The sequence below is a fragment of the Dermatophilus congolensis genome (assembly GCF_900187045.1).
GTDB lineage: Bacteria > Actinomycetota > Actinomycetes > Actinomycetales > Dermatophilaceae > Dermatophilus > Dermatophilus congolensis.
Genome location: NZ_LT906453.1, coordinates 2,277,315 through 2,300,593, shown reverse-complemented (window position 1 = coordinate 2,300,593; position 23,279 = coordinate 2,277,315). Strand labels below are relative to the sequence as shown.

At 57.0% G+C, this 23,279-nt stretch carries 30 protein-coding genes; 25 read left to right on the top strand and 5 right to left on the bottom strand.

All coding sequences use genetic code 11. The annotated features are described in order from the left end of the window. Nucleotides 1–2: 2 nt before the first annotated feature. The 17 genes from CKV89_RS09905 to truA all read left to right on the top strand — a co-directional run bounded on the left by CKV89_RS09905 (nucleotide 3) and on the right by truA (nucleotide 11,036). Entirely contained in the window at nucleotides 3–188 is a 186-nt protein-coding gene (locus CKV89_RS09905) for a type Z 30S ribosomal protein S14 (RefSeq protein WP_084440849.1), read from the top strand. Between the two features lie 98 nt (nucleotides 189–286). After that, complete coding sequence (gene rpsH / locus CKV89_RS09900) at nucleotides 287–685, top strand: 30S ribosomal protein S8 (RefSeq protein WP_028326536.1); 399 nt, start codon at nucleotides 287–289, stop codon at nucleotides 683–685. 18 nt (nucleotides 686–703) lie between these two features. Then, nucleotides 704–1,243 (top strand): 50S ribosomal protein L6, encoded by a 540-nt coding sequence (gene rplF / locus CKV89_RS09895; protein ID WP_028326535.1) that lies wholly within the window; start codon nucleotides 704–706, stop codon nucleotides 1,241–1,243. Nucleotides 1,244–1,246: 3 nt separating this feature from the next. Next, a complete protein-coding gene (rplR, locus tag CKV89_RS09890; protein ID WP_028326534.1) occupies nucleotides 1,247–1,630 on the top strand; it encodes a 50S ribosomal protein L18 in 384 nt (127 codons plus the stop codon). 52 nt (nucleotides 1,631–1,682) lie between these two features. Next, on the top strand, nucleotides 1,683–2,315 hold the full coding sequence (rpsE, locus tag CKV89_RS09885; RefSeq protein WP_028326533.1) for a 30S ribosomal protein S5: 633 nt from the start codon (nucleotides 1,683–1,685) through the stop codon (nucleotides 2,313–2,315). Next, nucleotides 2,315–2,497: a 50S ribosomal protein L30 gene (rpmD, locus tag CKV89_RS09880; RefSeq protein WP_028326532.1), complete on the top strand. Its 183-nt coding sequence runs from the start codon at nucleotides 2,315–2,317 to the stop codon at nucleotides 2,495–2,497. Before rpsE ends, rpmD begins: the two co-directional genes overlap by 1 nt. Before the next feature lie 26 nt (nucleotides 2,498–2,523). Continuing rightward, nucleotides 2,524–2,970, top strand: coding sequence for a 50S ribosomal protein L15 (rplO, locus tag CKV89_RS09875; RefSeq protein ID WP_028326531.1), 447 nt, complete (start codon nucleotides 2,524–2,526; stop codon nucleotides 2,968–2,970). A gap of 275 nt (nucleotides 2,971–3,245) precedes the next feature. After that, on the top strand, nucleotides 3,246–4,565 hold the full coding sequence (gene secY / locus CKV89_RS09870) for a preprotein translocase subunit SecY (protein ID WP_028326530.1): 1,320 nt from the start codon (nucleotides 3,246–3,248) through the stop codon (nucleotides 4,563–4,565). Then, nucleotides 4,562–5,137 carry an adenylate kinase gene (locus tag CKV89_RS09865; RefSeq protein WP_028326529.1) on the top strand — a complete coding sequence of 192 codons (576 nt, stop codon included), beginning with the start codon at nucleotides 4,562–4,564 and terminating at the stop codon, nucleotides 5,135–5,137. Before secY ends, CKV89_RS09865 begins: the two co-directional genes overlap by 4 nt. Next, entirely contained in the window at nucleotides 5,115–6,068 is a 954-nt protein-coding gene (map, locus tag CKV89_RS09860; protein ID WP_324603339.1) for a type I methionyl aminopeptidase, read from the top strand. The genes CKV89_RS09865 and map overlap by 23 nt, the downstream gene beginning before the upstream one ends. 257 nt (nucleotides 6,069–6,325) lie before the next feature. Next, the gene (gene infA / locus CKV89_RS09855) at nucleotides 6,326–6,547 is read left to right on the top strand and encodes a translation initiation factor IF-1 (RefSeq protein ID WP_028326527.1); all 222 of its coding nucleotides are present in this window, start codon (nucleotides 6,326–6,328) and stop codon (nucleotides 6,545–6,547) included. 310 nt (nucleotides 6,548–6,857) lie between these two features. Next, complete coding sequence (gene rpsM / locus CKV89_RS09850) at nucleotides 6,858–7,235, top strand: 30S ribosomal protein S13 (RefSeq protein WP_028326526.1); 378 nt, start codon at nucleotides 6,858–6,860, stop codon at nucleotides 7,233–7,235. Nucleotides 7,236–7,302: 67 nt separating this feature from the next. Then, a complete protein-coding gene (rpsK, locus tag CKV89_RS09845) occupies nucleotides 7,303–7,710 on the top strand; it encodes a 30S ribosomal protein S11 (protein ID WP_028326525.1) in 408 nt (135 codons plus the stop codon). A gap of 45 nt (nucleotides 7,711–7,755) precedes the next feature. Continuing rightward, nucleotides 7,756–8,364: a 30S ribosomal protein S4 gene (gene rpsD, locus CKV89_RS09840; RefSeq protein WP_028326524.1), complete on the top strand. Its 609-nt coding sequence runs from the start codon at nucleotides 7,756–7,758 to the stop codon at nucleotides 8,362–8,364. Nucleotides 8,365–8,578: 214 nt separating this feature from the next. Continuing rightward, nucleotides 8,579–9,589 carry a DNA-directed RNA polymerase subunit alpha gene (locus CKV89_RS09835; protein WP_028326523.1) on the top strand — a complete coding sequence of 337 codons (1,011 nt, stop codon included), beginning with the start codon at nucleotides 8,579–8,581 and terminating at the stop codon, nucleotides 9,587–9,589. A gap of 49 nt (nucleotides 9,590–9,638) precedes the next feature. Further along, entirely contained in the window at nucleotides 9,639–10,115 is a 477-nt protein-coding gene (gene rplQ / locus CKV89_RS09830) for a 50S ribosomal protein L17 (protein WP_034400650.1), read from the top strand. 93 nt (nucleotides 10,116–10,208) lie between these two features. Then, nucleotides 10,209–11,036 (top strand): tRNA pseudouridine(38-40) synthase TruA, encoded by an 828-nt coding sequence (truA, locus tag CKV89_RS09825; protein ID WP_034400407.1) that lies wholly within the window; start codon nucleotides 10,209–10,211, stop codon nucleotides 11,034–11,036. Nucleotides 11,037–11,121: 85 nt separating this feature from the next. Here truA and CKV89_RS09820 read toward each other — a convergent pair whose 3' ends face one another. Next, complete coding sequence (locus CKV89_RS09820) at nucleotides 11,122–11,718, bottom strand: ArsR/SmtB family transcription factor (RefSeq protein WP_051277160.1); 597 nt, start codon at nucleotides 11,716–11,718, stop codon at nucleotides 11,122–11,124. A 363-nt stretch (nucleotides 11,719–12,081) separates the two neighbouring features. Here CKV89_RS09820 and rplM point away from each other — a divergent pair, with 363 nt between their 5' ends. From rplM to glmM, 3 genes are all read left to right on the top strand, one after another. After that, nucleotides 12,082–12,525, top strand: coding sequence for a 50S ribosomal protein L13 (gene rplM / locus CKV89_RS09815; RefSeq protein WP_028326520.1), 444 nt, complete (start codon nucleotides 12,082–12,084; stop codon nucleotides 12,523–12,525). A 66-nt stretch (nucleotides 12,526–12,591) separates the two neighbouring features. Further along, nucleotides 12,592–13,083 (top strand): 30S ribosomal protein S9, encoded by a 492-nt coding sequence (gene rpsI / locus CKV89_RS09810; RefSeq protein WP_034400648.1) that lies wholly within the window; start codon nucleotides 12,592–12,594, stop codon nucleotides 13,081–13,083. 238 nt (nucleotides 13,084–13,321) lie between these two features. Next, entirely contained in the window at nucleotides 13,322–14,671 is a 1,350-nt protein-coding gene (glmM, locus tag CKV89_RS09805; protein WP_028326518.1) for a phosphoglucosamine mutase, read from the top strand. Between the two features lie 59 nt (nucleotides 14,672–14,730). Here the strand turns inward: glmM and CKV89_RS09800 are convergent, their stop codons facing one another. Both CKV89_RS09800 and CKV89_RS09795 read right to left on the bottom strand, forming a co-directional pair. Beyond that, nucleotides 14,731–15,375, bottom strand: coding sequence for a carbonic anhydrase (locus CKV89_RS09800; protein WP_084440931.1), 645 nt, complete (start codon nucleotides 15,373–15,375; stop codon nucleotides 14,731–14,733). A 135-nt stretch (nucleotides 15,376–15,510) separates the two neighbouring features. Further along, complete coding sequence (locus CKV89_RS09795; RefSeq protein ID WP_084440848.1) at nucleotides 15,511–16,227, bottom strand: carbonic anhydrase; 717 nt, start codon at nucleotides 16,225–16,227, stop codon at nucleotides 15,511–15,513. A 244-nt stretch (nucleotides 16,228–16,471) separates the two neighbouring features. On the opposite strand from CKV89_RS09795, the gene CKV89_RS09790 reads away from it, so the two are divergent. The 5 genes from CKV89_RS09790 to CKV89_RS09770 all read left to right on the top strand — a co-directional run bounded on the left by CKV89_RS09790 (nucleotide 16,472) and on the right by CKV89_RS09770 (nucleotide 21,536). Then, on the top strand, nucleotides 16,472–17,788 hold the full coding sequence (locus tag CKV89_RS09790; RefSeq protein WP_028326514.1) for an extracellular solute-binding protein: 1,317 nt from the start codon (nucleotides 16,472–16,474) through the stop codon (nucleotides 17,786–17,788). A gap of 80 nt (nucleotides 17,789–17,868) precedes the next feature. After that, a complete protein-coding gene (locus CKV89_RS09785; RefSeq protein ID WP_084440930.1) occupies nucleotides 17,869–18,726 on the top strand; it encodes a carbohydrate ABC transporter permease in 858 nt (285 codons plus the stop codon). A 2-nt stretch (nucleotides 18,727–18,728) separates the two neighbouring features. Continuing rightward, nucleotides 18,729–19,586, top strand: coding sequence for a carbohydrate ABC transporter permease (locus CKV89_RS09780; RefSeq protein WP_028326512.1), 858 nt, complete (start codon nucleotides 18,729–18,731; stop codon nucleotides 19,584–19,586). Nucleotides 19,587–19,619: 33 nt separating this feature from the next. Then, nucleotides 19,620–20,864 (top strand): ABC transporter ATP-binding protein, encoded by a 1,245-nt coding sequence (locus CKV89_RS09775; protein ID WP_028326511.1) that lies wholly within the window; start codon nucleotides 19,620–19,622, stop codon nucleotides 20,862–20,864. A gap of 66 nt (nucleotides 20,865–20,930) precedes the next feature. Continuing rightward, nucleotides 20,931–21,536 carry a DUF4245 domain-containing protein gene (locus CKV89_RS09770; protein ID WP_028326510.1) on the top strand — a complete coding sequence of 202 codons (606 nt, stop codon included), beginning with the start codon at nucleotides 20,931–20,933 and terminating at the stop codon, nucleotides 21,534–21,536. Nucleotides 21,537–21,571: 35 nt separating this feature from the next. On the opposite strand, the gene CKV89_RS09765 is transcribed toward CKV89_RS09770, so the two are convergent. After that, nucleotides 21,572–21,838, bottom strand: coding sequence for an exodeoxyribonuclease VII small subunit (locus CKV89_RS09765; protein ID WP_034400406.1), 267 nt, complete (start codon nucleotides 21,836–21,838; stop codon nucleotides 21,572–21,574). Between the two features lie 57 nt (nucleotides 21,839–21,895). Next, entirely contained in the window at nucleotides 21,896–23,203 is a 1,308-nt protein-coding gene (xseA, locus tag CKV89_RS09760; RefSeq protein WP_028326508.1) for an exodeoxyribonuclease VII large subunit, read from the bottom strand. Between the last annotated feature and the right edge of the window lie 76 nt (nucleotides 23,204–23,279).

The following is a 23,279-nucleotide window of genomic DNA, read 5'->3' as shown; positions in this document are numbered from 1 at the left end:
TAGTGGCGAAAACGGCACTGATCAACAAAGCGGATAGCAAACCGAAGTTCAAAGTTCGCGCTTACACCCGTTGCCAGAGGTGTGGCCGTCCCCACTCGGTTTACCGCAAGTTCGGGCTTTGCCGTGTGTGCTTCCGTGAGATGGCTCACCGTGGTGAGCTTCCCGGAGTCACCAAGAGCAGCTGGTAAGTAGACCGGACCTCAACGAGACGAAGACTTCTACACCGTAGGTCGGCCCCGCAAAAGGCGGGAGGCGAAACCCCGGTGAGGAAGGGCGGAGAGCCCAAATGACGATGACAGATCCGATTGCGGACATGCTGACCCGCGTCAGGAACGCCAACTCGGCGCACCACGACGTAGTGTCCATGCCGTCTTCGAAGCTCAAGTCCAACATCGCGGAAATCCTCAAAACCGAGGGTTACATCGCAGACTGGAAACTTGAGGATGCAGAGGTCGGAAAGACGCTCACTATCGAGCTCAAGTACGGCCCCAACCGCGAACGCTCCATCTCGGGTGTTCGACGAGTGAGCAAGCCTGGATTGCGCGTATACGCAAAATCCACCAACCTGCCCAAGGTGCTCGGTGGCCTCGGCGTGGCGATTATTTCGACCTCGTCCGGGTTGCTGACTGACCGTCAGGCCGAAGCGAAGGGTGTGGGTGGGGAAGTCCTCGCCTACGTCTGGTAACGGAAGGAGGTACGAAGAATGTCTCGAATCGGACGACTTCCGATCTCCGTTCCTAACGGCGTTGACGTGACGATCAACGGACAGGACATTGCAGTTAAAGGTTCTAAGGGTGAGCTTTCCCTCACTGTTTCTGAGCCCATCACTGTTGTGCGTGACGAGGATGGCAGCATCAGCGTTTCGCGTCCCAATGACGAGCGTGACAACCGTGCTCTCCACGGTCTGACCCGCTCGCTCATCCAGAACATGGTTATCGGTGTGACCGAGGGTTACCAGAAAAAACTGGAAATCTATGGCACCGGTTACCGTGTATTGGCTAAGGGCAGCAACCTTGAGTTTGCTCTCGGTTTCAGCCACCCGGTCGTTGTTGAACCGCCGGAGGGCATCACTTTTGCCGTCGAGACTCCGACCCGGTTCTCGGTTTCGGGTATCGATAAGCAGCTCGTAGGCGAGACTGCAGCAAACATCCGCAAAATCCGTCCGCCGGAGCCGTATAAAGGCAAGGGTGTTCGCTACGCAGGCGAGCAGATCCGCCGCAAGGTCGGAAAGGCTGGTAAGTAAGCGATGGCAGGCACTGGCAAGATCATTAAGCGCGGCAAGAGTAAAGCCGACGCTCGGGCACGTCGCCACGCGCGTCTTCGCAAGCACCTCGCCGGCACCGCTGAGCGTCCTCGCTTGGTGGTCACACGCTCCACGCGTCACATGTTCGTTCAGGTTATCGATGATGGCGTTGGGCACACCCTTGCGTCCGCTTCGACCATGGAAGCAGACCTGCGTGCATTTGACGGAGACAAAACCGCTAAGGCTAAGCGAGTCGGTGAACTCGTCGCTGCTCGCGCCAAGGCTGCAGGCATTGACACAGTAGTGTTTGACCGTGGCGGTAACCGTTACACGGGTCGCGTTGCCGCGATCGCCGAAGGTGCACGCGAGGGCGGTCTGGAGCTGTGATGACTGCACGAACGAGCATGTTCACGAAGACTGGTGAAAAGGAGAGCGTCTGATGGCTGGACCCCAGCGCCGCGGAGCCGAGCAAGGCGGCTCTGAACGTGCAGGCAGCGGTCGCGACCGTCGTGACCGCGATAACCGCCGGCAAAACAACAACCAGAATGACGAGCGCAGCCAATTCCTGGAGCGTGTCGTAACGATTAACCGTGTTGCCAAGGTTGTGAAGGGTGGTCGTCGCTTCAGCTTCACCGCTCTCGTGGTCGTCGGTGACGGTGACGGCACCGTGGGTGTCGGTTATGGCAAAGCCAAAGAGGTTCCCACGGCAATCGCTAAGGGCGTAGAGGCAGCCAAAAAGTCGTTCTTCCGCGTTCCGCGTATCCAGGGCACCATTCCTCACCCCGTTCAGGGTGAGGACGCTGCTGGCGTAGTGCTTCTGCGTCCCGCTGCGCCCGGTACTGGTGTTATCGCTGGTGGGCCGGTGCGCGCTGTTCTTGAGTGCGCAGGAATTCAGGACGTGCTGAGCAAATCGCTTGGCTCGGACAACTCGATCAACATCGTTCATGCCACCGTGGCTGCGCTGAAGGGCCTCGAGCGTCCGGAGTCGGTTGCGGCACGTCGTGGGCTTCCTCTTGAAGATGTCGCACCCGCCGCTTTGTTGCGTGCTCGTGCGGCAGGGACGGGGGCGTGATGGCTCAGCTCAAAGTGACCCAGACACGTGGTGTTGTGGGAGCTAAGCAGAACCAGAAGGACACCCTCCGCACCCTTGGATTGCACCGTATCGGTCAGTCTGTGCTGCGCGAGGACCGTCCCGAAGTGCGCGGGATGGTGCGTACCGTCGCCCATCTCGTGACCGTCGAGGAGGTTAACTGATCGTGGCAGACGAGACGAACGAAAGCATGCCGCTTCGCGTTCACGAGTTGCGTCCGGCCCCTGGCGCCAAGACCGCTCGCACGCGAGTTGGTCGTGGTGAAGCCAGCAAGGGTAAAACCGCTGGTCGTGGTACTAAAGGTACGAAAGCTCGTTACCAGGTTCCGGAGCGCTTCGAGGGTGGCCAGATGCCACTTCACATGCGCCTTCCGAAACTGCGCGGCTTTACGAACCGTAACCGCGTGGAGTACCAGGTTGTAAACCTGGACCGCATTGAAGCTTTGTTCCCCGAGGGCGGCGACGTCACAGTTGAGGACCTCGTGGCTAAGGGTGCAGTTCGCTCCAAGAGCCTTGTGAAGGTTTTGGGCGATGGCGAAATTTCCGTCAAGGTAAACGTCACTGCTCACAAGGTTTCTGGCGCGGCGAAGAGCAAGATTGAGGCTGCAGGCGGTTCCGTGAACATCCTGGGTGCTTGATTCTTAGCTTTGTAGCTAATCGATTAACGAAGGATGGGGATCCCTAGTCTCAGGGGTCTCCATCCTTCGTTTTCATTGGAGCGGAGCATCCTGTAAACGGTCGATGACATGTCGCTACTAGTGCACTTAGGTAGAAGTGCTATTGTCGCGACGGGGTCTACCGCCCCAAAACCTTTGATGACAATACGTTGTACGGTGTTCGTACAACACCGCACGTGCGCATGGTCGGGACAGGTTCGCGGCATGCACCGCCACACGCGCCAGTGGGAGGCTTTGTGATAACCACCCTCGTTCGGGCTTTTCGTACGCCTGAGCTCCGGAACAGGTTGCTCTTGACCGTGTTCATCATGGCTATCTTTAGGCTCGGGTCACACATCCCGACGCCTGGTGTCAGCTATACCGCTATTAAGCAGTGTCAACCTAATTCAGCGCATGGAGGAAATGCGCTTTTAGGAATGGCGAACCTATTTAGCGGTGGAGCTCTTCTACAGCTTTCTATTTTCGCACTGGGAATCATGCCGTATATTACGGCAAGCATTATTGTTCAATTGTTAACTGTTGTAATTCCCAAGTTTGAAACTTTAAAGCAGGAGGGGCAGACTGGTCAGTCAAAACTGACGCAATATACAAGATATTTGACTATTGGTCTGGCTATTCTGCAGTCTTCGACCTTTATAACCTTCGCCAGGAACCCCTCCACTTTGTTCCCTGGGTCTAACTGTCAAAATATCCTTGTCGACGATACATTCCTGAATGCCGCCCTGTCTGTGTTGACAATGACTGCTGGTACCGGTCTTGTTATGTGGCTTGGTGAATTAATTACCGAAAAAGGCGTCGGCAACGGAATGTCGTTGCTTATCTTCACCTCTATTGCAGCAGGGTTCCCCAGCTCGCTGTGGAGTGTGCAGCAGCAGCAAGGACGTTGGGATGTCTTTTTCTTGATCATCCTTATGGGCCTCGCGATTATCGCTGTTGTTGTTTTTGTCGAGCAGTGTCAGCGTCGAATTCCTGTTCAGTATGCAAAACGTATGATCGGGCGCCGCGTCTACGGAGGAACTTCGACTTACATTCCTCTCAAAATTAACCAGGCCAATGTTATCCCGGTTATTTTCGCCTCGTCATTGCTCGCACTCCCCGGGCTTGCTGTTCAATTCCAGCAAGGTAACCCGAACCCGCCTGAATGGGTGCTCTGGGTTTCTACGCATCTTGTGCGTGGGGATAGCCCATGGTATATGGCTATTTACACAAGCCTCATTTTGTTCTTCACGTTCTTCTATGTTGCGATCAGCTTTAATACCGAAGAAGTTGCAGACAACATGAAGAAGTTTGGTGGATTTATTCCAGGTATTCGAGCCGGACGTCCAACGGCGCAGTACTTGTCGTATGTGGTGAACCGGATCACGGTCGTCGGTGCGCTGTACTTGTCTATCTTGGCTCTAATCCCATTGATTGCACTAGCCACAATTCAGGCAAATCAGAACTTCCCTTTCGGTGGGACGTCAATTCTGATTATGGTCGGCGTGGGACTTGAAACGGTGAAACAGATTGAGTCCCGTCTCAAGCAACACCATTACGAAGGGCTTTTGCGTTCATGAGGATCATCATTTTGGGGGCACCGGGCGCCGGTAAAGGCACCCAGGCTGCAGGCATTGCGGAAAGTTTCGGCATTCCGGTTATATCCACGGGAAACATGTTCCGCGAAAATATTGCGGAACAAACTGAGCTCGGCAAGCAGGTTCAACAGGTTCTAGCTTCCGGGCAGTATGTCTCTGACGAGATTACTAATGCCATGCTTTTTGAGCGGCTTGCTCGCGAAGATGCTCAAAAAGGTTTCTTGCTCGATGGGTACCCACGGACGACTGCTCAGGTGGAGGTTCTGGATGAGTACCTTAAGGAGCGAGGCGAGAAACTCGATTGCGTTCTCGAGCTCGTTGTCGATGAAGATGCCGTAGTCGAGCGTCTGTTGAAACGTGCAGAAATCGAAGGGCGGTCAGATGACACTGAGCCCGTTATTCGTGAACGCCTGAAGGTTTACGCACAGCAAACTGCGCCTTTGACGGAAATTTACGATGACCGTGAATTGCTGGTGCAGGTTTACGGTATGGGTGGAGTTGAAGAAGTAGCTACACGCATTCAAGAGGCGCTTGAACCGCTTTATTCCGAGTGATTTCGGTGAGATGCCCCACTTCGTGACACGAAGTGGGGCATCTTTATGTGGATTAAGAGATATATCATTATCGGGATGGAGAAAAATGTTTGGCCGTGAGCGAATTGAGAAAAAGAATCCGCAGCAAATTATTGCTATGCGGAAAGCTGGATTAGTTGTTGGTCGAACTCTGGAAAAGCTAGCTGAGGCAGTTAAGCCTGGAGTTACCACTAGAGAACTCGATGATTTTGCGAGAGAGTACATTCTCTCGCAAAATGCTGTTCCTTCTTTTCCGCTTGTTCCTGGGTATCGGCACACTCTTTGTGTGAGTGTGGGGTGCGAAATAGTTCATGGAATACCCGGTGATCGCGTTCTCCAGGAGGGGGAACTTGTATCGATTGACTGCGGAGCTGCAGTGGATGGCTGGCACGGTGACTCGGCGATATCGATTATCGTCGGCGGGGATGATGCTGCCGAACCTGAAGTAAAAAATTTGCTTGATGATACTTCTAGATCCTTGTGGTCTGGTATCGCAGCGATGGTCCCGGGGAACAGAGTCGGAGATATCGGGGGAGCGGTCGAAGAGTCTCTGGAAAAAAGTGCTCTTCATCGAAAGATTGGCGAGTATGGAATTGTCGAAGACTATGAGGGGCATGGCATCGGGCGTGAAATGCACATGTCGCCAGGGGTTCCTAATTTTCGGCCAGCCAAGCTGGGGCCCAAATTGACCGTGGGTACTACGCTGGCTATTGAGCCGATGGTTACGCTAGGTGCTCCTGACAACAAGGTTCTTGACGACGACTGGACGGTAGTCACCATCGATGGGTCCATCGCAGCCCATGTTGAGCACACGGTGGCTATCACTTCTGAAGGTATCTGGGTACTTACCGCGCTCGATGGGGGATTGGAGATCTGCGCAGCTACAGGTGCCCAATTTGGTCCGTTGGCATAAATGTTCAGAATTACTTGCTTGGTGGGAGAGGCTGTCGAATTTCCCATGACTAGGGGTAGTGGATTAAGGTTGCTTGTTGGCTCATACTCTCGCTTGCTTAAGTGATCAAAGTGGTCGTAAAGCGTCTGTCTCTACCTAGGTATAGACGCTGCGGTCCGGTTTGGATGTAAGTGAAAGTATCTGAAGCTACAGCGCGCCGAGGGATCGGCGTGGCCAATCGTCGTGCAGTGCATGACATGACCAGGATCGTGGAGGACATGGCTAAAAAGGACGGAGTCATCGAGATCGAGGGCACCGTGGTGGAGGCGCTCCCTAACGCGAACTTCCGTGTGGAGCTCACCAACGGACACAAAGTTCTCGCTCATATTTCAGGGAAAATGCGCCAGCACTACATCAGGATCCTCCCTGAGGACCGCGTGGTCGTGGAGCTCAGCCCCTATGACCTATCCCGCGGCCGTATCGTTTTCCGCTACCGCTGATACATACTCTTCAAAGACTGTCTCGAAGAGAGATTCTTCTTGCGGGGCTGTCCACAGTCTCAGTCTTTACTTGAAGATCACTTAGATCGGCAGGCAGAAGAAGCAGTCGAGCAGTGAAAGAGCCAAAAACTTTTGCAGTTGTCTTTCGTTGCACGACGATACGAGCAGTACACAGCATCCGGCCCTGAGATTCCTCAGATGTCACCCTCGGTTCGAAGGCCGGGGACCGGAAGCGGCGCTCTTCGCCATGAGAACGTGCGCACGGACCGATGCTGTGCCAAACCTTCGAAACTACTCAGGAGAAACACAAATGGCACGTCTTGTTGGAGTTGACCTCCCGCGCGAAAAGCGCGTTGAGATCGCTCTTACCTACATCTTCGGTGTGGGGCGTACCCGCGCGAAGGAAGCTATCGCAGCGACGGAGATTGACCCGTCCACGCGTGTCAAGGACCTAGACGAGCAGCAGCTTGTTGCTCTGCGTGACTTCCTCGAGGGCAACTACAAGCTCGAAGGTGACCTTCGCCGTGAGGTGGCCGCTGACATTCGCCGCAAGGTTGAAATTGGCAGCTACCAGGGTCTGCGTCACCGTCGTGGCCTGCCCGTGCACGGCCAGCGCACCAAGACCAACGCGCGTACCCGTAAGGGTCCCAAGCGCACCGTTGCTGGCAAGAAGAAGGCCGGCCGCTGATCGAGGCTTTGCCTCGTCGCTGACTTACTAGTCGGCTACTCCCGAAGACTCGTAGGAAAGAGAACACATGCCTCCCAAGAGCCGTCAGGCTGGTGGCGCCAAAAAGGTGCGCCGCAAAGAGAAGAAGAATGTTGCCCACGGGCAAGCTCACATCAAGAGCACATTCAACAACACGATCGTTTCGATCACCGACCCAACAGGCGCGGTTGTCTCCTGGGCATCTGCTGGCCAAGTTGGATTCAAGGGCTCCCGTAAGTCCACCCCCTTCGCCGCGCAGATGGCTGCCGAAGCTGCTGCCCGCCGCGCGATGGACCACGGTATGCGTAAGGTTGACGTTTTCGTCAAAGGTCCTGGCTCCGGCCGCGAGACAGCTATTCGCTCGCTGACCGCAACTGGCTTGGAAGTTGGCGCCATCAGTGACGTCACCCCCACGCCGCACAACGGTGTCCGTCCGCCCAAGCGCCGCCGCGTCTGATCGACCGCGCGCAGCAGGCACTGAAAAGGTAGGAGAAGAGACACCATGGCCCGTTACACCGGTCCGATTACGAAAAAGTCCCGTCGCCTGAAGACCGACCTCGTCGGTGGCGATAAGAACTTCGAGAACCGCCCATTCCCTCCCGGACAGCACGGCCGTGGCCGTATCCAGGAGAAGGAATACCTCTCGCAGTTGCAGGAAAAGCAGAAAGCACGCTTTACCTACGGAGTTATGGAACGTCAGTTCCGTAACTACTACGAGGAAGCGGCACGTCGCCCCGGAAAAACCGGTGCAAACCTGCTTCAGATCCTTGAATCTCGTCTAGACAACGTCGTTTACCGTGCCGGTTTGGCACGTACACGTCGTGCTGCACGTCAGCTCGTCACCCACGGCCACTTCCTGGTCAACGGTCAGCGCGTAGACGTGCCGAGCTACCGAGTGAGCCAGTACGACATCATCGAATGGCGTGAGCAGAGCCGCAGCAAGTTCCCGTTCGAGGTCGCCGAAGACCTGTACGGCGAGCGTGTGGTTCCCGCGTGGATGAAGGTCGTTCCAGGTTCCCTGCAGGTGCTTATCCACCAGCTGCCAGTTCGTGAGCAGATCGACACGGTCCTCACCGAGCAGCTGATCGTTGAGCTCTACTCGAAGAACTAACACGTAGATCCGCGCACACTTTGACGAGATGTGCGCGGATCTGGTGTGTATTCACTTGCGAATACACACTCGCTACACCCCTGCGACCTACGTGATGACCTCGTGCCACACGGGGGAGTGGGACCACTCGCCGTAGACAGAGACGACGGGTGTCACGGCTATAGCCGCATTCACGATCTTCATATAGCGGTAGATCGTGGGAAGGAAAGAAATCGTGCTGATCGCACAGCGCCCTGTCCTCACTGAGGACGTGGTTTCGCCCACGCGTTCCCGGTTCGTCATTGAACCGCTTGAGCCAGGCTTTGGGTACACACTCGGTAACTCGCTTCGCCGGACGCTTTTGTCGAGCATCCCTGGAGCATCCGTTACCAGCATCCGGATCGACGGTGTTCTCCATGAGTTCTCTACAATCCCAGGGGTTAAAGAGGACGTCACGGAACTGATCCTCAACATCAAGGGGATCATTGTCAGCAGCGATCACGACGAGCCTGTCGTGATGTACCTGCGCAAGCAGGGCCCCGGTGTAGTGACTGCAGCGGACATTGCTCCGCCAGCAGGAGTCGAGGTGCACAACCCCGAACTCGAGATCGCCACCCTCAATGAGGACGGCAAGCTCGAGATGGAGCTGACAGTCGAACGTGGCCGTGGATATGTGTCCGCCCACCAAAACAAGGCAGTCGAGACCGAGATTGGCCGTATTCCGGTTGACTCGATCTACTCCCCAGTGCTGGCCGTGACCTACAAGGTTGAGGCCACGCGTGTGGAGCAGCGTACCGACTTCGACAAATTGATCGTTGATGTCGAAACGAAGCGCAGCATGGCACCTCGCGATGCACTTGCTTCTGCAGGCATGACGCTTGTCGAGCTCTTCGGACTTGCTCGGGAGCTCAACGTCGAGGCCGAAGGTATCGACATGGGTCCCTCGCCGACTGACGCCGCCTTGGCAGCTGATCTCGCCCTTCCCATCGAGGAACTCGACTTGACTGTCCGCTCCTACAACTGCCTCAAGCGTGAGGGCATCCACACCGTGGGTGAGTTGGTTGGGCGCAGCGAAGCAGATCTCCTTGACATCCGTAACTTCGGTGCCAAGTCCATTGACGAGGTCACCCAGAAGCTGACAGGCATGGGACTGGCTCTCAAAGACAGCCCGCCCGGATTCGACCCAGCCGCCTTGGGCGACCGCTTCGATGAAGATGCCGCATTCAGCGACGGTGAGCAGTACTGACCGATCCGCTTCCGCGGAGCGGCCTGAACAACTCTAGGGAGAACACGTAATGCCTACGCCTACTAAAGGCCGTCGCGTCGGCGGTAGCCCCGCCCACGAGCGCCTCATCCTCTCGAACTTGGCCACCGCCTTGTTCCAGCACGACCGCATCACCACCACCGCTGCCAAGGCCAAGCGCCTGCGCCCCTTGGCTGAGCGCATGGTCACATTTGCCAAGCGTGGTGACCTGCACGCTCGCCGTCAGGTCATGACTGTTGTCCGTGACAAGGGCGCTGTGCACCGCCTCTTCACGGAGATCGCGCCTGACATGGCAAACCGCGAGGGTGGCTACACCCGCACGACCAAGATCGGTAACCGTAAGGGCGACAACGCTCCTATGGTGGTTATCGAGCTGGTTCGCGAGCCGATGTCCGCTAAGCAAGCCACGGTCGCTGAAGCCGAGGCTGCAACCAAGCGCTCTGTCAAAGAGCAGGCTGCTGCCGAAGAGACCTCTGCTTCCGAAGCCGCGGAGTCTAGCGAGGCCTGATCCGCGCATGTGACACATATATGAAGTGGCTGTGACCATCTTGGATGGTCACAGCCACTTCATATATGTGGGTATTCAACTAAGGAGATGGCAATGAGGTTGCGAATCGACTTCGCCTATGACGGTACTGCTTTCTCGGGGTGGGCTAAGCAGCCAGGATTACGCACTGTCGAAGGAGAACTGACTACAGCGCTCGAAAAAATACTGCGTCATGACGTACGTCTTGTCGTAGCTGGACGCACAGACGCAGGAGTTCATGCTCGTGGGTCGGTACTACACGTAGATGTTGAAGAGTCAGCTTTCCATCGATTGCCAGGACGGTCGCAACGCACACCGGAAGCTGCTGCTGTTACTCGCTTAGCTGCTGTACTGCCAGCCGATATCGTCGTTCGCAAGGTTCAGCAGGCGCCGGCAGGGTTTGATGCTCGTTTCTCGGCGTTGTCGAGAAGGTACTCCTACACCCTTACTGATGAGCCATCAGAATTAGATCCGTTACAGCGGCACGGAATTGTCGTGCATAAGCGACAGTTGGATGTTTCTGCCATGCATTTGGCGGCCCAGCAGATGCTGGGTTTGCATGACTTTGCTGCGTACTGCAAGCCGCGAGAAGGGGCCACCACGATACGCAACCTGTTGGCGTATGAGTGGGAACGTCGTGGCCCGCTAGTGATAGGCACGATCATTGCCGATGCGTTTTGCCACTCGATGGTGCGTGCCTTGGTTGGGGGAGTCGTACCTGTGGGGGAGGGTAAGCAAACGACGGATTGGCCAGCACTCGTGCTTGGAGAACATCGAAGGAACCCAGCGGTGACGGTGATGCCGCCGCACGGCCTGTGTTTAGAAGAAGTTCGTTATCCGGATGACCATCAGCTTTCGGCTCGTGCTGCAGCTGCTCGATGTGTTCGACAGCTGCCTGAGTGACTTTTCGAGGGACGCGGACCGTTGAATGGCTGACTGAGTACTGCCAGGAGTTAGAAGTCGCAGTGTGAGATAAGTGGCGTGCTTCTTAGGGTCGTGGGGGAGCGTCAACAGGCAGCGCGCAGGTGTAGAAAGTGACGCGTTTAGCAGTAGGGTTTCCTGCTCCGACACGGCGGTATCGGTCAAGGACGGCAGCGATTTCTTCTTGGAGTGCGGCAAGTTGAGTATCGGTGACAAGAACAAGTCGGTCTTCAAGCCCACATAGTTCCTGCCAGGTAGGTGGCCACTGTGAGGTGTGGCTAATCCAGTTTTGGACTTTGGTGCCGAAGTAGGCGGCGTAGTCACGGGCGAGCCATTCGGCGGAGGCTTCATCGGCGGGATCTTCTTCGGAAGTGTCGATGATGCGATTTTCTGTAGTCAGGATCCAGTATCGGCGGCGGCCGTTGCGTTCGCTGGTAGTGATGAGTCCTGCGTTAGCTAGGGCGCGTAGGTGGTAGCTGGTCACGCCGGTGCTTGTGTCCAGGGCTTTGGCGAGGTCTGCGGAGGTGGCTCGTCCAATGCTGCGTAGTTCGGCGAGGATGCGAGATCGCATGGGGTGGGCAAGAGTGCGTAGTGATATTTGGTCAATTTCTGCGGGGTGGGGGAGGGGATGGCCGTTGTCGGTGGGGTCGGTAGGGGTAGTCATATGCACATACTGCTCCTTTTTGCAGAAAATCTATGCATAAAACATGTGTATGAAGAGAATTAGAAGGCGATAAAGGGGATAAATCTGCACTTCATGGCGTGTTTTGGGTGGATTTCTGGAGGCATGTGATCGGACGGTACAGTAGATGACTGTTACGTGTTGCTGCCCTCCGCCGGTCAGTGCTCGCTGGATGCGAAAGTGCGAACGCTCTGCAAGAGCTGTCGCAGCATGTCGTGTCTGTCCCGGGATCTTCGATTTCGGATGGGGCGAGTCATCGGCACTTCGGCCAGGTCGCTCCTGTGGCTTTCGCCGCTCCGGCCGGTGGCACGCGATTCGCAGTCCGCAACAGAAAGCAAGGCACTCGTGCGTACTTACACCCCGAAGCCGGGCGACATTGAGCGCTCCTGGCACATCATCGACGCTACCGATGTTGTGCTCGGTCGTCTCGCCTCGCAGGCGGCGCAGCTCCTGCGCGGCAAGCACAAGCCGACGTTCGCGCCGCACATTGACACCGGTGACTTCGTCATCATCATCAACGCCGACAAGGTTGCTCTTACGGGCAACAAGGCTGAGCAGAAGAAGGCTTACAGCCACTCCGGGTTCCCCGGTGGTCTGCGCGCTACCAGCTACACCGAGCTGCTCGCCAAGAACCCCGAGCGTGCAGTGGAGAAAGCCATCCGTGGCATGCTCCCCAAGAACTCGCTCGCACGTCAGCAGATGAGCAAGCTCAAGGTGTACGCAGGCTCTGAGCACCCCCACCAGGCCCAGCGTCCGGTGCCCTACGAGATCTCGCAGGTCGCGCAGTAATCACGCGTCTTCGACGTACGTGACCTAAGCGCAGAAAAAACGAGGAGAACCGTGACCGATATTGACATGGACGCCCAGCTCGACGAGAACGAGCCGGCTCTTTCCAGCTACACCACCGAGTCCAGCGAAGCTCCGGCACAGGCCGCCACGGGCGAGCGCCCCTCGGCTTCGGCCCCCGGCGCTGCCACCGGCCGCCGCAAGCAGGCCATCGCCCGCGTGCGCATCGTCCCCGGCTCTGGCCAGTGGAAGATCAACGGCCGTGGCCTTGATGACTACTTCCCGAACAAGGTTCACCAGCAGATCGTCAACGAGCCCTTCAAGGTGCTCGAGCTCGAAGGCGCATACGACGTTCTCGTGCGCGTTGCTGGTGGTGGCCCCTCCGGTCAGGCCGGTGCGATCCGTCTTGGCATCGCCCGTAGCCTCAACGGCATTGACGTTGACCTGAACCGTCCTGGCCTCAAGAAAGCCGGACTGCTCAGCCGCGACGCTCGCGTTCCCGAGCGCAAGAAGGCTGGTCTCAAGAAGGCCCGCAAGGCGCCTCAGTACAGCAAGCGCTGATTCGGTCGGCTCAGCCGATACATGCGCCAGATGGCCGTCATCCTCAGTACGAGGTGGCGGCCATCTGCCGTCTACCTATGTGGGAATCCCTACCAGCCCGAATAACAGGGTTAGGCTGGTTCGCCGGGTATCTACCTCGACCTGGTTGACCGCAAGCATTCACACAACTGCGACTCACTTCACCGCCCCCCACCACGCTTCATGCGCAGCACTCAGACGAAGGAGATGCGGAACTCTCATGGCGAGACTGTTTGGAACTGACGGAGTCCGAGGACTCGCAAACCGCGACATCACCGCTGAACTTGCGTTATCGCTAGCTACAGCTGCTGCGCACGAGCTATTCGAGCACCGCTGCAGCAACAACACTGGCCGGATGACAGCTGTGGTCGGCCGCGACCCCCGCGCATCTGGTGAATTCCTCTCCGCAGCAGTAATCGCCGGGCTGGCCTCTGCAGGAGTAGACGTCTATGACGCAGGCGTGGTTCCCACACCTGCTACGGCATTCCTCACTAAAGACATGAATGCTGACCTTGGCGTCATGTTGTCTGCGAGCCACAACGCGATGCCAGACAATGGCATCAAATTCTTCACATCCCAAGGCTTCAAACTCGACGACGCCATCGAAGACGCCATCGAAGCCAGACTGGGCCAAGAATGGGAACGCCCCACCGGATTCCGAGTCGGTCGGGTACGCCCCCTCACAGACGCAAACTCGCGATACGTCGCTCACCTGCTCACTGCGCTGCCACACCGCCTCGACGGCCTCAAAATCGTCGTCGACGCTGCCCACGGCGCCGCCAGCGTTGTCTCCCCACAGGCATTCCGCGCAGCCGGAGCCAAAGTCAAAGTTATCGGTGGAGAACCCGACGGCCTCAACATCAACGACGGCTACGGATCCACGCACCTAGAAATGCTGCAAACCGCGGTCGTGGAACACAAAGCAGACCTCGGCATTGCCCACGACGGTGACGCTGACCGCTGCCTTGCCGTAGACCACACTGGCGCACCCGTCGACGGTGACCAGATCATGGCCATCCTGGCCATCGGAGCCAAAGAATTCGGCTCACTTGCCAACGACACCCTCGTCGCAACAGTTATGAGCAACCTGGGCCTGTTCAAAGCAATGGAAGCCAACGGCATCACAGTTCGCAAAACAGCAGTAGGTGACCGTTACGTCCTCGAAGACATGCTCGCCAACGGCCATACCCTCGGCGGTGAGCAGTCCGGCCACGTCATCCTCCTGGACCACGCCAGCACCGGCGACGGTACCCTCACCGGCCTCACTTTGGCCGCACGCGTCGCCCAAACTGGCCGCACCTTGCGAGACCTCGCATCTGTGGTGCAGCGCCTACCGCAATCACTCATCAACGTTAAAGACGTCGACAAAAACGCCGTCGAAACCAACGAAGCAGTCGCCGAAGCTATTCGCCAGGCCGAAGCCGACCTCGGCGACTCAGGGCGCGTACTACTACGCAAATCAGGTACTGAACCAGTTGTCCGCGTCATGGTAGAAGCAGCAACCAGCGAAGAAGCTGCATCGGTAGCCACCTCACTAGCCGAAGTGGTCCGACGCGAACTCGCCCTCTAAACACCACACCAGAATGGCCGGGCAACGCTCCACCACGGACAATAGCCCGGCCATTTCTCTCACTCCGACGACTCCAAACCGTCGATACGGCCAGCAACCTCCAACACCTGCGCTGCACCATCAGAGAGCTTGTACACCAACCCCACAATCGCCAAAGAGCCATTCTCGATTCGCTTCGCAATCGGACGAGAACGCTGCCTCAACAAATGCACCGTGGCACGAACATGCTCAGCCTCAATCTCATCAGCACTCGTGGCACCCTTGCGATACGCCGCATTCACGCTCGGAGTCACCCGCTCCACCAAATCCCGCACAAACCCATGAGGCATCTGTCCAGTCTCAAAAGCCGTGATCGCCGACGACACCGCCCCACACGAATCATGCCCAAGCACAATGATTAACGGGATCCCCAAAATCTCTGACCCGTACTCCAAAGAGCCAATCTCCGTAGGGCCCGCCACATGCCCCGCTGTGCGAATAACGAAAAGATCACCCAAACCACGATCAAAAATCACTTCAGCAGCCACGCGAGAATCAGAACAACCAAAAATCGTCGCAAACGGCTGCTGACCACCAGTTAACTCAAAACGCCTCTCTGCCCCCTGATTAGGGTGAAGAGGCTTCCCCTGCACAAACCGCTCATTTCCAGCAGAAATTGCACGCCACGCAGCAGTCGGAGTATGCGGACGCGTCGAACCCGCCATGGGATTAATCTCGGGCACAGCGCAGCTCCTCATCGCAACACAACATCGGCGATCACACTACGCGGACACCCTCAGCAAACAAGACACCCATCCGCCACGCCCACCCATCAGGCAGCAAGGGCGAATCAACACATATCAACGCGCACCAAGAGGACCAATAGTGTCCAACACCCGGGCAGTCCCATCACTCAACTGATACTTCAACGCCACAATCGCCAAACGCCCCTGCGCAATACGATCAGCAATCAACGGAGAACGCTCCGGAATCAACGACATAACAGCCCGCGCATGCGAGCGCTCAATGTCGGCCGTAGCGCTCTCCCCACGACTCCTAGCCGCGTTGACATTCGGAACAATCCGCTCCAAAACATCACGCACATGATCATCAGGCATCTGCCCACTCGAGGCACAGTCAATGGCCGCCTGCACCGCCCCACACGAATCATGCGCCAACACCGCAATCAACGGAGTATTCAAATGCCCCACCGCATACTCCAACGACCCCAACTCCGAAGGCCCCACCACGTGACCTGCCGTACGGATAACAAACAAGTCACCCAAACCCTGATCAAACAAAATCTCAGCAGGAACACGTGAATCCGCGCACCCAAAAACAACCGCGAAAGGATTCTGGCTAGAAACCGTTGCCGACCGGCGCTGCTGACCTCGCCTGGGACTATCCGCATGATCAGAGACATACCGAATATTTCCCGACATCAGCTCCGCAAACGAGGCCACCGGAGAAGCCGCCACCGGAACCGACCGAATAGTCAGATTCGACCTATGAGTGACACCTTCCAGAGCGGAACCAGAAACAAACTCAGCAGACTGGGAGGGCGAAGAGACAGCCATCGGATTCCTTCCGAACACGAGCCAACCGAAGCAGCAGGCCTTTCACAACCTCATCGGCACCAGCAGCGCGTAGTTCAACTGAAAAAACCGCAAGCGTGCCTAAGATGCAGGAACCCGAGACGGGGTGTCTTCTCAACGGATTCTGGGGAACAACACCAACAGTCACGAGCAGCAATGACGCAGCCCGCGACGTGTCGCCCCCCCCAACCTTTACGAGAAGGGCACAGAATCCAAAGGAGTATTCATGCCCTCACCGCGCTCAATTACCGCATTCACAATCGCCCTGGCCATCACAGCCACAAGCGCCGCAGCACTAACCAGCTGTGGCGGAAACACCTCCGCCACCAATCCCCGACAGATCACCTGGTATATCAACCCCGACTCAGGCGGAAACGACCCCACCAAACACGGCCAAGCCAGACTCGCCGCCGAATGCACCAAAGCAGCCAAAGGCGCATACACAATCACCACTCAAGTACTGCCCAATAGCGCTAGCGACCAACGACAACAACTCCTACGCCGCCTCGCTGCCAGCGACCCAGGCATAGATCTGATGAGCCTGGACCCCGTTTTCGTCGCGGAATTCGCTGAAGCCGGATTCCTTGAGCCAGTCCCTACCGACAAACGCCACACCCTCACCGACGACGCCGTAACCCCCATCGTCACCGCAGCACAATGGAAAAACACCCTATTCGCCGCACCGATGTGGGCAAACACCCAAATCCTCTGGTACCGCAAATCCGTCGCCAAAGCTGCCGGACTCGACATGACCAAACCCGTCAGCTGGGACCAAGTCATTCACGCCGCCGCATCACAAAAAAAGACCCTCGGCGTCCAAGCCTCCCGATACGAGGGATACTCCGTATGGATTAACGCCCTCATCGAAAGCGCCAACGGAAAAATAGTTAAAAACTCAGGCGCCACCGGCAAAAAAGTCGACCTCGGCATCAACAGCCCAGCAGGAAAACGCGCCGCCGAAATCATCCACTCCCTCACCACAGCCGGAGTCGGCGGGCCGGCCCTAAGCTCCAGCGACGAAACCGCCGCCTTAGACCTATTCATCGCAAACACTAGCTCCGGATTCCTCCTCAACTGGCCCTACGTATGGGCAGCACTAGCCGAACGCAAAGTTGGCTTCATCGACGACGTCGCCTGGGCCCGCTACCCCCAATCAGTCGCAGGTCAAAAATCCCGCCCTCCACTAGGAGGCATCGAACTAGGCGTCAACGCCGCAAGCACCAACAAACCCGCAGCTTGGGAAGCAATCCAATGCATCACCAACGTCGAACATCAAACGATGTACATGCTCGGCACCGGTAACCCCGCAGCACGCAAAAAGGTCTACGACAACCCCACCATCCGCAAAAAATTTCCCATGGCCGACCTGATCCGTGACTCGCTCGACAGCGGAGCACCCCGCCCAGTCACCCAGTACTACGGCGACATCTCAACAGCCCTGCAACGCACCTGGAGCCCACCCGAATCCGTTGACCCCGCAACAACCCCAGCCCAATCAGAACAACTCATTCACGATGTTCTCCACGGAGAGGCACTCCTGTGAACTCTCCCAACCTCACTAAAAACACCCCGAGCACACCACACCTATCCACACGTGCCAGGGCAGAACGCAACCTCGGATGGATGCTGGCTGGCCCAGCCTTCGCCGTCATGCTTCTGGTCACCGCCTACCCCATCGTCCAGGCGCTCTACTACTCCCTCTTCAGCTACCGACTCACCGATCCACACACACGCACATTCGTAGGCCTACACAACTACTTCGTAGCCCTCAGCGATGAACTGTTCTGGCGCGCAACCGGACAAACACTCCTCATCACCGTCATCACAGTTGCCATAGAGCTCGTCCTCGGAATGATCATCGCGCTCGTCATGCACCGCGTCGTCATTCCCCGAAAAACACTCCGAACAATCGTTCTGATCCCCTACTCCATCATCACCGTCGTATCCGCATTCGCATGGTTCTTCGGATTCAACGTCACCACCGGATTCGTGAACTGGTGGCTCCACACACTTACCGCTGGAACCTTCCCCAACGACTACAACTGGTTCAGTTCCTGGGGAACCGCGACCGCCATCATCTGCTTTTCCGAAATCTGGAAAACAACACCCTTCATGTCACTACTACTTCTATCCGGGCTTGCCCAAGTAGATGAAGCACTAGAAGAAGCAGCACGCGTTGACGGAGCCACCTTCACCCAAACACTTTTCAAAGTGACCCTGCCCAACATGAAACCAGCAATCATGGTCGCTGTTCTTTTCCGCACCCTCGACGCATTCCGCATCTTCGACAACGTATTCATCATGACCGGCGGATCACACGACACCACCGTCCTGTCACTACTTGCCTACAACCAAACAATTAACCGTGTAGAAATCGGCCTCGGATCAGCAATCTCCACGCTGTTATTCATGTTCGTCATCATGATCGCCACCGGATTCATTAAAGGCTTCAAAGTCAACCTCACCGAGGGGAGAAGCTGACCGTGACAACCACAGCAGACAAAAAAACATGGGCCTACACGTTGCTATCCGCCCCCATCATCCTGTGGACAATCATCCCCCTGGCCTGGGTTATTTCCCTATCACTGAAATCAACCGCAGCGCTCTCAAACCCACAACTCAACACTCTCGGAAACTTCTTTCCACGCAACCCCACCCTTGAAAACTATCGACTCATCTTTTTCGGAGGCGCCCACGACCTGTTTGTCCCCGCACTATGGAACTCAATCATCATCTGCCTCATATCCACCCTCATCGCCGTCACCCTCGCCACCACCTGCGCCTACGCAATCGCGCGACTTGAATTCCCCGGAAAAGGAATCATCCTCGGCACCGCACTAGCCGTCTCCTTCTTCCCCGTGATCTCACTAGCAACACCGCTGTACAACCTCTGGCGACACATCGGCCTCTTTGACACCATCCCCGGCCTGATCCTTCCCTACCTCGCCCTTACCCTCCCGCTAGCCATCTGGACCATGACCGCGTTCTTCCGCCAAATCCCCTGGGAAATGGAACAAGCAGCCCAAATAGACGGAGCCACAAGCTGGCAAGCATTCCGAAAAGTCATCGTCCCCCTCGCCGCCCCCGGCGTATTCACCACCACGATCATCACCTTCTTCACCGCCTGGAACGACTTCGTATTCGCCTCCACCCTCACCGCAAACCACGCCCGCACCGTCCCAGCAGCACTCGCCTTCTTCACCGGCGCATCCCAATTCGAACAACCAACCGGAGCGATCGCTGCCGCAGCAGTCGTCGTCACCATCCCCGTCGTACTACTCGTACTCATCTTCCAACGCCGGATCGTCTCCGGACTCACCTCGGGTGCTGTCAAAGGCTGACAGCCACCGCACCCCGCAGAAAGAACACACGACATGACACGCATCTGTCTGACCAACATCGTCAAGCGATACGGCGACGGATTCCCCGCCGTCAACAACGTCAACCTCGACATCGCCGACGGAGAATTCATCATCCTCGTCGGCCCATCCGGATCAGGTAAATCCACCCTCCTACGCATGATCGTGGGTCTAGAAGACATCACCTCCGGCGAACTACGCATCGGTGAAAACATCGTCAACGACCTAGCACCCCGCGACCGCAACCTCGCCATGGTCTTCCAGAACTACGCCCTCTACCCACACCTATCCGTCTACGAAAACATCGCGTTCCCCCTACGACTCGACAAACAAAAAACCCACACCCACATCGACGCTGCCGTCCGCCAAGCCGCCGAGATGCTCGACCTGAACGAACACCTCAACCGCAAACCAAGCAACCTATCCGGCGGGCAACGCCAACGCGTAGCCATGGGCCGAGCCATCGTCCGCGACGCCGACGCCTTCCTCTTCGACGAACCCCTCTCCAATCTCGACGCCAAACTCCGCGGCCAAATGCGCACCGAAATCGCCCGCATGCAGCGCCGCATGGGCATCACCACCATCTACGTCACCCACGACCAAACCGAAGCCATGACCCTGGGCGACCGAGTCGCAGTCCTCAAACACGGAACACTTCAACAAGTCGCCAGCCCTCGCGAACTCTACGAACAACCCGTCAACCTCTTCGTTGCCGGATTCATCGGATCACCACCCATGAACTTCATCCCCGCCCACGTCGAAGGCACTGTTCTGCACACACCACTAACCGACATCCCCATCACCCCCGCCATGGCAGAAAAAATCACAGGCCTCGACACCGTCATCATCGGACTACGACCTGAAGCATTCGCCAACACTCCTCACCCCACCGAAGAGGCCATCACATTCGAAGCAGTCATCGACCAAACCGAATGGCTCGGCAACGAACAGTACGGATACATCCCCTTCCACGCCGAAGGCACAGTCCTACACACCCTCGAAGAACTCAACCGCGAACTCGACGGCGAACAACTCCGCACCCAAGTCACCGTCAGCCTCAACGCACACACCCACATCCGCGAAGGCGAACCAGCGCAACTGTCCTTCAAACCAAGCGACATGCACCTGTTCAACCCCCACACCCGCGAAAACCTCACCCGAGACCACAAGCGAGCACAACAGATCGCCGAACAAAGCGAAATCGATCGCCAACGCGCACTGGCCCGCGCCCAAAAACAGGACCGCCAGACAATCGCGTAGATTCATCACGCACACGTCACCGGCACGCCCGTGACGAGAAAACACCCTCCGGGAGGAAAACCCACGATGAGCGCTCGCCGAGCCCCCTTCCGCCCCCTAGCTACCGGCACAGAAAAACCACCAAAACACGGCGCCGGGGGCATGCGCAGCATGTTCATTTCCATGATCGTGCTGCTGGGCATCATCCTGCTGTGGCAAGCCCTCACCCCCCAGGCAAGCAAAGTCGAACAACCCGCAGTCGATGTAAAAGCCTCGGCGCGAGGAGTGATAAACGAGACCTCCTGGCCAATTCGCGTACCCAACCTGGGTCCAGAATGGCGCGCCACCACAGCACGATTCGACAAACGTGGGGGAGTGAAAACATGGGAAGTCGGATACGTGCGCACTGACGATGACTCCGTATTTGTTTCACTCGCTCAAACCGGCGCCTTCGGCAAAGAAAAAGTCTCAGACGACTGGGAACGCGAAGTCACCAAGAACGGCGGCAGCAACGGCGACATCACGATTAATGGCACCACCTGGCACACATTCATCGCACCAGAAAAAAACCCACGCACAGCACTACTACCAGCCACCCAAGGACCAGTAGCCGTATCAGTGACCGGGCTAGGCGATAAGAAAAACCTTCTCCACGTTGCTAAAGCATGGCAAGACGCCCAACCCGCTCAGTAAAACCAGCTGCGCTACTCACGCACCTCGGGCTGGGATTACCTAACTGTTGATCCCAACCGATCCTCGATGCGCTTCTCAGCCTTGTCCAACCAGCTCGAACAATGCTCAGCCAACGCCTCGCCACGTTCCCACAACGCCATCGTCTCTCCCAAAGGCGCTTGGCCGCTCTCCAGACGCTGCACAACACCAATCAACTGATCCCGGGCCTGCTCATAAGTCAGCTCCGCTACATCACCGAACTGCGTGCCATTTTCCGAAGCACTCGAACGTTCTGCACAGTTCTGGTCTTTCGAGGACGCCATGCAAATCTCCTAAACATCGAACATACAAAGGGCAGATGCCCCTAGAGGAGGGGACTTTCACGAAGCGGAATCACAATCCTGCTCAGACCGTGACATCACCGTGAAATCACCTCCCGCAACACGCACACGCAAAACCTCATCAGCCCGCACCTGATCAGGATCACGAATCACGCTGCCATCATGCTGCTGTACCACCGCATAGCCACGCTCCAACGTGCTCTGCGGGGAAAGTGCTCCTAGATGCGAAACGTGACCACGCAAATCTGCCCGAGCAGCTGCCAACGCGATACCCGTGGCGCGAGTAACCCGTTCATGCAACGCATCCCTCTGCTCACGGTACGGGCGAAGCATGGCCTTCGGTGTGGCAAGAACGGGCCGAGTCCGCATAGTCGCCAATCCACGCCGCTCATTATCAAGCCGGCGCCGCACAGCCTGCTGCATACGCACCCGAGCATTCACGAGCGCTTCAGATTCCTCAGCATGATCCGGCACAAGACGCTTAGCCGAATCAGTGGGAGTAGAAGCCCGCACATCAGCAACGAAATCAAGCAGAGGAACATCCACCTCGTGCCCGATGGCAGAAACCACAGGCGTACGGGCAGCCGCTACAGCACGCAGCAGCGTCTCATTAGAAAAAGCAAGCAAATCCTCAAACGAACCACCACCACGAGCAATCACGATGACATCTACATGCGCCAGGTCATCAAGCTCACAAAGAGCACGACTCACCTGCGGGACAGCATCCCGCCCCTGAACCGCCACCTCACGGATCTCGAAATCAACTCCCGGCCAACGGCGACGAGCGTTCTCCACCACGTCACGTTCGGCAGCGCTTTCCCGGCCACAGATAAGACCAATGCAGCGGGGCAAAAAAGGCAGCGACTTTTTCCGGGAAGGGTCAAACAACCCCTCAGACTCGAGAAGTTTTTTCAACCTTTCGATTTGTGCCAGAAGTTCACCCTGCCCTACCGGGCGGATATCACGGGCTTCCATCTGAAACGAACCACGCTTGGCCCAGAACGTTGGTTTGCAGTGCACCACCACGCGTTGACCATTGCCGATCTCATCCGGCAACGCATCAAGCGTGCGCGTGGGGATCGAAACATTCAGCGACATGTCGATGTCGACATCACGCAAAGTCAAAAATGCTGACCAGGCCCCCGGGCGTCGTTTGAGCTCGATTACCTGCGCCTCAATCCACAGCGCAGACATGCGGTTGATATAGGCGGTGATGTTTTCAGTGAGCAACCGCAGGGGCCAAGGATTCTCGGCTGTGGTTTCTGCTGCCTTTGCAGGTAGCTCTCGCGGTGCGCCGTCGGAGTCAGGCCTGGCGACGGTGGGGCTGGACGGATCCGAATTGCTCACGAATGCAAGTATCACGCCCAGGACCGACAAAGTTGCGCACACTGCCGTAATCACCGCTGCTGGCTCGCCAACCCCA

Bases quoted from the DNA above. Each gene is read 5' to 3' on its own strand.
- rpsH (WP_028326536.1), top strand. From the start codon at position 287: ATGACGATGACAGATCCGATTGCGGACATGCTGACCCGCGTCAGGAAC.
- rplF (WP_028326535.1), top strand. From the start codon at position 704: ATGTCTCGAATCGGACGACTTCCGATCTCCGTTCCTAACGGCGTTGAC.
- rplR (WP_028326534.1), top strand. From the start codon at position 1,247: ATGGCAGGCACTGGCAAGATCATTAAGCGCGGCAAGAGTAAAGCCGAC.
- rpsE (WP_028326533.1), top strand. From the start codon at position 1,683: ATGGCTGGACCCCAGCGCCGCGGAGCCGAGCAAGGCGGCTCTGAACGT.
- rpmD (WP_028326532.1), top strand. From the start codon at position 2,315: ATGGCTCAGCTCAAAGTGACCCAGACACGTGGTGTTGTGGGAGCTAAG.
- rplO (WP_028326531.1), top strand. From the start codon at position 2,524: ATGCCGCTTCGCGTTCACGAGTTGCGTCCGGCCCCTGGCGCCAAGACC.
- CKV89_RS09865 (WP_028326529.1), top strand. From the start codon at position 4,562: ATGAGGATCATCATTTTGGGGGCACCGGGCGCCGGTAAAGGCACCCAG.
- infA (WP_028326527.1), top strand. From the start codon at position 6,326: ATGGCTAAAAAGGACGGAGTCATCGAGATCGAGGGCACCGTGGTGGAG.
- rpsM (WP_028326526.1), top strand. From the start codon at position 6,858: ATGGCACGTCTTGTTGGAGTTGACCTCCCGCGCGAAAAGCGCGTTGAG.
- rpsK (WP_028326525.1), top strand. From the start codon at position 7,303: ATGCCTCCCAAGAGCCGTCAGGCTGGTGGCGCCAAAAAGGTGCGCCGC.
- rpsD (WP_028326524.1), top strand. From the start codon at position 7,756: ATGGCCCGTTACACCGGTCCGATTACGAAAAAGTCCCGTCGCCTGAAG.
- rplQ (WP_034400650.1), top strand. From the start codon at position 9,639: ATGCCTACGCCTACTAAAGGCCGTCGCGTCGGCGGTAGCCCCGCCCAC.
- truA (WP_034400407.1), top strand. From the start codon at position 10,209: ATGAGGTTGCGAATCGACTTCGCCTATGACGGTACTGCTTTCTCGGGG.
- CKV89_RS09820 (WP_051277160.1), bottom strand. From the start codon at position 11,718: ATGACTACCCCTACCGACCCCACCGACAACGGCCATCCCCTCCCCCAC.
- rpsI (WP_034400648.1), top strand. From the start codon at position 12,592: ATGGACGCCCAGCTCGACGAGAACGAGCCGGCTCTTTCCAGCTACACC.
- glmM (WP_028326518.1), top strand. From the start codon at position 13,322: ATGGCGAGACTGTTTGGAACTGACGGAGTCCGAGGACTCGCAAACCGC.
- CKV89_RS09800 (WP_084440931.1), bottom strand. From the start codon at position 15,375: ATGGCGGGTTCGACGCGTCCGCATACTCCGACTGCTGCGTGGCGTGCA.
- CKV89_RS09795 (WP_084440848.1), bottom strand. From the start codon at position 16,227: ATGGCTGTCTCTTCGCCCTCCCAGTCTGCTGAGTTTGTTTCTGGTTCC.
- CKV89_RS09790 (WP_028326514.1), top strand. From the start codon at position 16,472: ATGCCCTCACCGCGCTCAATTACCGCATTCACAATCGCCCTGGCCATC.
- CKV89_RS09785 (WP_084440930.1), top strand. From the start codon at position 17,869: ATGCTGGCTGGCCCAGCCTTCGCCGTCATGCTTCTGGTCACCGCCTAC.
- CKV89_RS09775 (WP_028326511.1), top strand. From the start codon at position 19,620: ATGACACGCATCTGTCTGACCAACATCGTCAAGCGATACGGCGACGGA.
- CKV89_RS09770 (WP_028326510.1), top strand. From the start codon at position 20,931: ATGAGCGCTCGCCGAGCCCCCTTCCGCCCCCTAGCTACCGGCACAGAA.
- CKV89_RS09765 (WP_034400406.1), bottom strand. From the start codon at position 21,838: ATGGCGTCCTCGAAAGACCAGAACTGTGCAGAACGTTCGAGTGCTTCG.